This window comes from Bartonella sp. ML70XJBT, assembly GCF_028618425.1.
Lineage (GTDB): Bacteria > Pseudomonadota > Alphaproteobacteria > Rhizobiales > Rhizobiaceae > Bartonella.
Window position 1 is genome coordinate 1 of sequence record NZ_JAQISX010000036.1, and the last position, 6611, is coordinate 6611.

A 6611-nucleotide genomic window follows, 5' to 3' on the forward strand; every position below is an offset into this window, starting at 1 on the left:
ATGCTGATGGCGGATCTAAAGATCAGGTTTATCCTGATGTAGCGAGTGCTTTAACTGGGGTTGGTACTTCTATCACGAATGTTAAAAATGAGATTAGCAACCAAATTAATAAAGAAATTACCAATGTTAAAGGTGATTCTTTATTGTGGAGCGAAACTGATAAAGCCTTTAGTGCTCAGCATGGAGAGGGAAGAGCAAAGAGCAAGATCAAATTTCTTGCAAATGGTGACATTACCGAAGACTCAACTGATGCGATCAATGGCTCACAACTTTTTGCGACAAATCAAAATGTAGGAACTGTATCAAATAATCTCCAAACTGCTGCTACGAAGATAGCTAAAACTTTTGGAGGCGATGCGAAATATGAAAATGGCGAATGGACTGCTCCAACTTTTACGCTTAAAACTGTTAACACCGATGGTGAGGAAAAAGATGAAGCTTATCCAGATGTAGCAAAAGCTTTGGCAAGCGTTGGTAGTTCTATTACGAATGTTCAGAATAAAATCACCAATGAGATTACCAACCAGATTAATAATGCGATTACCAAAGTGGAGGGTGAGAGTTTTATTCAGCAGGATAAGGAAACAAATCGTCTCATGATTGGTGCTAAAACAGAAGGCACAGAAATCAATATTGCCAATGCAAGTGGTGCAAGTCGGATCATTTCTGGTGTGGCAGATGCAAAGAACAGCAATGAGGCCGTTAATAAAGGTCAGCTTGATACAAGTATAAAAGATGTAAATAACGAAATAACAAATAAATATAATGAGCTTACACAAAATATAACGCATATTACACAACAAGTTAAAGGCGATGCTTTATTGTGGAGTGAGAGTGATAATGCATTTGTTGCTCAGCATGGTGAAGAAAAAGCAAAGAGCAAGCTTAAGTACCTTTTAAATGGAGACATTACGGCTGAATCAACGGATGCAGTTAATGGTTCTCAACTTTATTCGATGAGTAATAATCTTGCCGCATATTTGAGTGATGGCGCTGGTTATGATGAGAATGGCGAATGGAAAGCACCTACTTTTACACTTAAGACAGTTAATGAGGATGGTACAGCAGGTGAAGAAAGTTACGATACTGTAGAAAAAGCACTGTCTGCGGTTGGTACATCTTTCACGAATATTCAGAATAAAATCACTAATGAAGTTAGCAAGGAAATTAATAAAACAAAAAGTGATGCTTTGTTGTGGAGCGAGAGTGATGGGGCATTTGTAGCTCAGCATGGCGAAGGTGATAAAAAAGCAGAGAGCAAGATTATGCACCTTAAAGCTGGAGACATTACTGCTGAATCTACTGATGCAATCAATGGTTCTCAGCTTTATTCTGTGATCCATTCACTTTCTGCATATTTTGGTGGTGGTGCAGGCTATCAAAATGGGCAATGGAAAGAGCCTACATTCTCTGTTTTGCAATTCAAGAATGATGGGAATGGTGATAACAAGAAGGATTATCATGATGTTGCAAGTGCGTTTGAAGGTGTTAGTGAAAGCATGAAAAATATCAATGAGCATATCAATAATGTTGCTAAGGATGTCTCATCGAGTGGTTTAAGTTGGAACGAAGAAGAAAAAGCCTATGACGCGCATCACAATGGAACGCCAAGTAAGATTAAACATGTAGCGGATGGTGATTTATCCAAAGATTCAAAAGAAGCCGTTAATGGTAGCCAACTTTTTGAGACAAATAACAGGGTTACCAAAGTTGAAAAACGTGTAGATAATATTGATCAACAGATAAAAAATATTGAAAATACGGTTACGAATGACGCGGTTAAGTATGATAAAAATGACAAGGGTGATAAAATAAATAAAGTCACATTAGCTGGTGTGAGTGAAAGTGATCCGGTAGTGTTAGACAATGTAGCGGCAGGTGACTTATCAAAAGATTCAAAACAAGCTGTGAATGGTAGCCAACTTTGGGAGACAAACCAGAAGATAGATATAGTTCTTGATAAGGCACAAAAATATACGGATGAGCGTTTCAATGACATTATCAATCACCAAATGGGTGATGTTATTAATGAAGCGAAATCTTATACGGATATGAAGTTTGATGCTTTAAATTACAGCATTGAGGGGGTGAGAAAGGAAGCAAGACAAGCGGCAGCTATTGGTATAGCAGTGGCGAACTTACGCTATAATGAAACACCTGGAAAATTAAGTGTTGGATTTGGTACCGGCTTATGGCGTAATAAATCTGCATTTGCCTTTGGTGCTGGTTATACATCTGAAAGCGGATCTGTTCTGTCTAACGTATCTGTTACCAATTCTGGTGGACACTGGGGTATAGGTGCGGGATTCAATATGACTCTGAACTGATCTGAAAACTTTTCTTAAACACACTCTTTGCCCTTGCTTTGATGAAGCAGGGGCATTCCAGTTAAGAGCCTTAAAATCCTTTTAATGAAGTGAAAAATCTTATCCGTGAACAATAAACCGTCTCTTAAAAGGATAATCCATAAGCATAAAGATTATGCCAACTTCACAGAGGGTACAATTAAACAAACGATGCGTCATATTTGATAAAAACTAAAACGTATTTAATCATGAAAATCACTTTTTTTTGGTTCTCACATTGACTTTCACAAATAGACTCCTAATTCCCCTTAAAGGTGATGAGCAATAACAGCTTATATCTTGTTTTATTTATAGTCTAAAAACACGCTGTAAAAGCACAAATACGCAAAGAAAAGACAGAGCTTTAAAACTCTAGAATGTGTCTTTTGTGTTTAAAAAGTATTATTATGAGGGGGGTATTATGAAAAAATTATATACAACACAAACGGCATGTGATTTAAAATTTTCTCGTTCACATGATAGGACCTCGTTTTTTAAAAGAGTTTTATTGGGCACTACGGTGGTCTTATTTTTATCAAATGGTTCTCCTGTTTTTTCAGCAAAACTTGATTTAACAAAAGTATCTCTTGAAAGTGTAAAGAATACTGCTGTGGTTTATCCGCAAACTATTCTTTCTCCTTATAGTGATGATAACAGTGGTATGGGTGGTTATAATTCTGTCATAAATGTTTTAACAGTCGACGGAAGGTCTATAAGGGAAAATGCGCAAAATATCTTTACAGCGGGGATTGCTGTGGTTTCTGATTCAAAGAAAGATAAGAAGACTAAAAATGCTGTTGTTTTAAATCCAAAGCCATATACGACAAAGAAGAAAAGTGTTGCTATAGGATCCATGGCTCGCGCTTTAGGGATTAGCAATAGCACTATAGATTTCGAATATAATAACCAAGATGACATTGAGGAGTATACATTCGTGAATGATGACTCTTCAAGAGCAAGGGCTAATGGTAATAGAGTTATTGCTATAGGGACTGAACCTGAAACGCGAGCATATAAAAATGTTATTCTTGGAGATGGTTCTGCAACAAAAACGCCTGCTGGTGAGGTAGGTTATAGTTCTTTGCGAAAAGGTCCTGCAAATACTGACAACTTCGCATGGAAAAGTACTGCACCTGCAGTGACTGTTGGTGATCATAAGAATACTCTATCACGCCAGATTCAAGGGGTAGCAGCTGGTACTCTATTTACTGATGCTGCTAATGTTGGACAGATAAAAGCGTTAGAACTGTACGTAGACCAAGGTTGGAAGCTATCTGTTGGAGGGAAAGATGCTACAACGGTTGGTATAACGAGCGTGGTAGATTTATCAACAGAAAGTAATAACCTTAAGATTACAAAAGGTGAAAAAGATAATAATGTCAAATTTGATTTAGCTGATGATATTAATGTAATGACTGTCACAGCAGGAGAAAGCATTATGAGTGCTGTTGGCTTTGGGTTTGAAGGTGGTAAGGGGCCGAGCATAACTGTTAATGGCATTCATGCTGGTGATAAAACGATTAAAGGAGTAGCGGCAGGGGAAGAAGATACCGATGCAGTGAATTTTGCACAGCTACAAGAGACAAAAGATCAAATAGTAAAAAATAGTCTTGTCAAGCAAGATGAGGGAGAAGCAGGTAGGATCACCATAGGTAAAGAGACAGGTGGTTCTGTAATTAATGTTACAAACAAATCAGGTGATGCTCGTACAATTTCCGGTGTGAAGGCAGCAGAGAATGATGATGAAGCCGTTAATAAAAAACAACTCGATGGTCAGATTGCAGATATTGTTGACACCATAAAAAGTAATAGCCTTGTTAAGCGAGAAGAAGAGACAAATCGTATCACCATTGGTAAGGAAATAGAAGGCGCAGAGATTAATATTACAAATAAATCAGGTAAAGACCGGATTATTTCTGGTGTGAAAGCAGCAGAGAATGATGATGAAGCCGTTAATAAAAAACAACTCGATGGTGAAATTGCAGATATCACGGACAGTATTAAGGTCATTAAAGAAGCAAATAGCTTTGCTGTCCTCTACGATAAAAATACAGATGGCACTGTCAATTATAATAGTGTGACTTTAGGTGGTGATAAGACTACGGCACCAGTTGCACTCCATAATGTACAAGCTGGTATAATTGCAGAGGGGTCGCATGATGCAATCAATGGTAGCCAGATTGAAAAAATATCCCGAGATGTAGCAAACATTTTTGGTGGTAATGCGGAATTTAGTGAAGGTACTTTGTTCGGTCCACTCTATCATTTGTCGCAGATTTCTGAAGATGGTGTAGTATCTAAGGATCATAATAATGTTGGTTCTGCTTTGACAGGGCTTGATGAAAATATCAACAATGTGAATAGCCGCTTAACACATGTAGCCAATGAGTTTACTCAGAAAATTGATGGTTTTTCTAAAAATTCTCTGTTGTGGAGTGATGATGAGCAGGCATTTGTAGCACAGCATGGAGAGGGAAGAACAAATAGCAAAATTAAGTTTCTTGCCAATGGAGATATCACAGAAGATTCAACTGATGCCATAAATGGTTCGCAACTTTTTTCTACCAATCAGAATGTTACTACTGTTACGAATAATCTAGCAAAAATTTCTCAAAATATATCAAAGTATTTTGGTGGTGGTGCAGACGTATCTAACGGTAAGGCCCCCACTTACACCATTCAAGGCAAAGCACATGATAATTTTGAATCTACTTTTAATGCTGTTGATAATTCTATCACGAATATCCAAAATCAGATTGCGGATGTGACAAAAAGCAGCCTCGTTAAGCAAGAAGACAATGAGGGTACCATCACCATAGGTAAGGCAACAGGTGGTTCTGTAATTAATATTACAAACAAATCGGGTGAAGACCGGACTATTTCTGGTGTGAAGGCGGCTGTTGCGCACAATGAAGCTGTTAATAAAGCCCAGCTTGATAAAAGTATAGAGAAGATTTCTAAGGATATTAATTTGGCAAGTGCTGCTGCTGTCCTCTACGATAAAAATACAGATGGCACTGTCAATTATAAGAGTGTGACTTTAGGTGGGAGTGATAACCAAGCTCCAGTTGCTCTCCATAATGTAGAAGCTGGTATAATTGCAGAAGGATCGCGTGATGCAATCAATGGCAGCCAAATTAATAAAATATCTGGAGATATAGCGAATTATTTTGGTGGAGATACATCATTTGAGAATGGTACCTTTAAAGGACTAAAATATAGTTTATCTTCTATTGTTGAAGATGGTCAGGTAGCAAAAGTGAACTATTATGACGTTGGCTCTGCTTTAGATGGTCTTGATGCGAACGTGAAGAGTGTGAATACGCATCTGACGAATGTGGTCAAAGATGTTAATGAAAAAATCACGAATATTACTCAAGAAGTTAAAGGGGATGCTTTGTTGTGGAGCGATGATGATCAGGCATTTGTAGCTCTTCATGGAAAAGGCGACAAAAGAGGCAAGAGCAAACTGAAGTTTCTTGCCAATGGAGATATCACAGAAGATTCAACTGATGCCATAAATGGTTCGCAACTTTTTTCTACCAATCAGAATGTTACTACTGTTACGAATAATCTAGCAAAAATTTCTCAAAATATATCAAAGTATTTTGGTGGTGGTGCAGACGTATCTAACGGTAAGGCCCCCACTTACACCATTCAAGGCAAAGCACATGATAATTTTGAATCTACTTTTAATGCTGTTGATAATTCTATCACGAATATCCAAAATCAGATTGCGGATGTGACAAAAAGCAGCCTCGTTAAGCAAGAAGACAATGAGGGTACCATCACCATAGGTAAGGCAACAGGTGGTTCTGTAATTAATATTACAAACAAATCGGGTGAAGACCGGACTATTTCTGGTGTGAAGGCGGCTGTTGCGCACAATGAAGCTGTTAATAAAGCCCAGCTTGATAAAAGTATAGAGAAGATTTCTAAGGATATTAATTTGGCAAGTGCTGCTGCTGTCCTCTACGATAAAAATACAGATGGCACTGTCAATTATAAGAGTGTGACTTTAGGTGGGAGTGATAACCAAGCTCCAGTTGCTCTCCATAATGTAGAAGCTGGTATAATTGCAGAAGGATCGCGTGATGCAATCAATGGCAGCCAAATTAATAAAATATCTGGAGATATAGCGAATTATTTTGGTGGAGATACATCATTTGAGAATGGTACCTTTAAAGGACTAAAATATAGTTTATCTTCTATTGTTGAAGATGGTCAGGTAGCAAAAGTGAACTATTATGACGTTGGCTCTGCTTT

1 protein-coding gene and 1 pseudogene are annotated in these 6611 nt (G+C 37.8%); both read left to right on the forward strand.

What is annotated here, in order from left to right:
• A partial coding sequence (locus tag PVV65_RS08750; protein WP_273789899.1) for a Vomp family autotransporter occupies positions 1-2327 on the forward strand: 2327 nt, incomplete at its 5' end.
• Positions 2328-2766: 439 nt separating this feature from the next.
• Positions 2767-6611: pseudogene (locus PVV65_RS08755) on the forward strand (hypothetical protein); the annotation flags it as partial.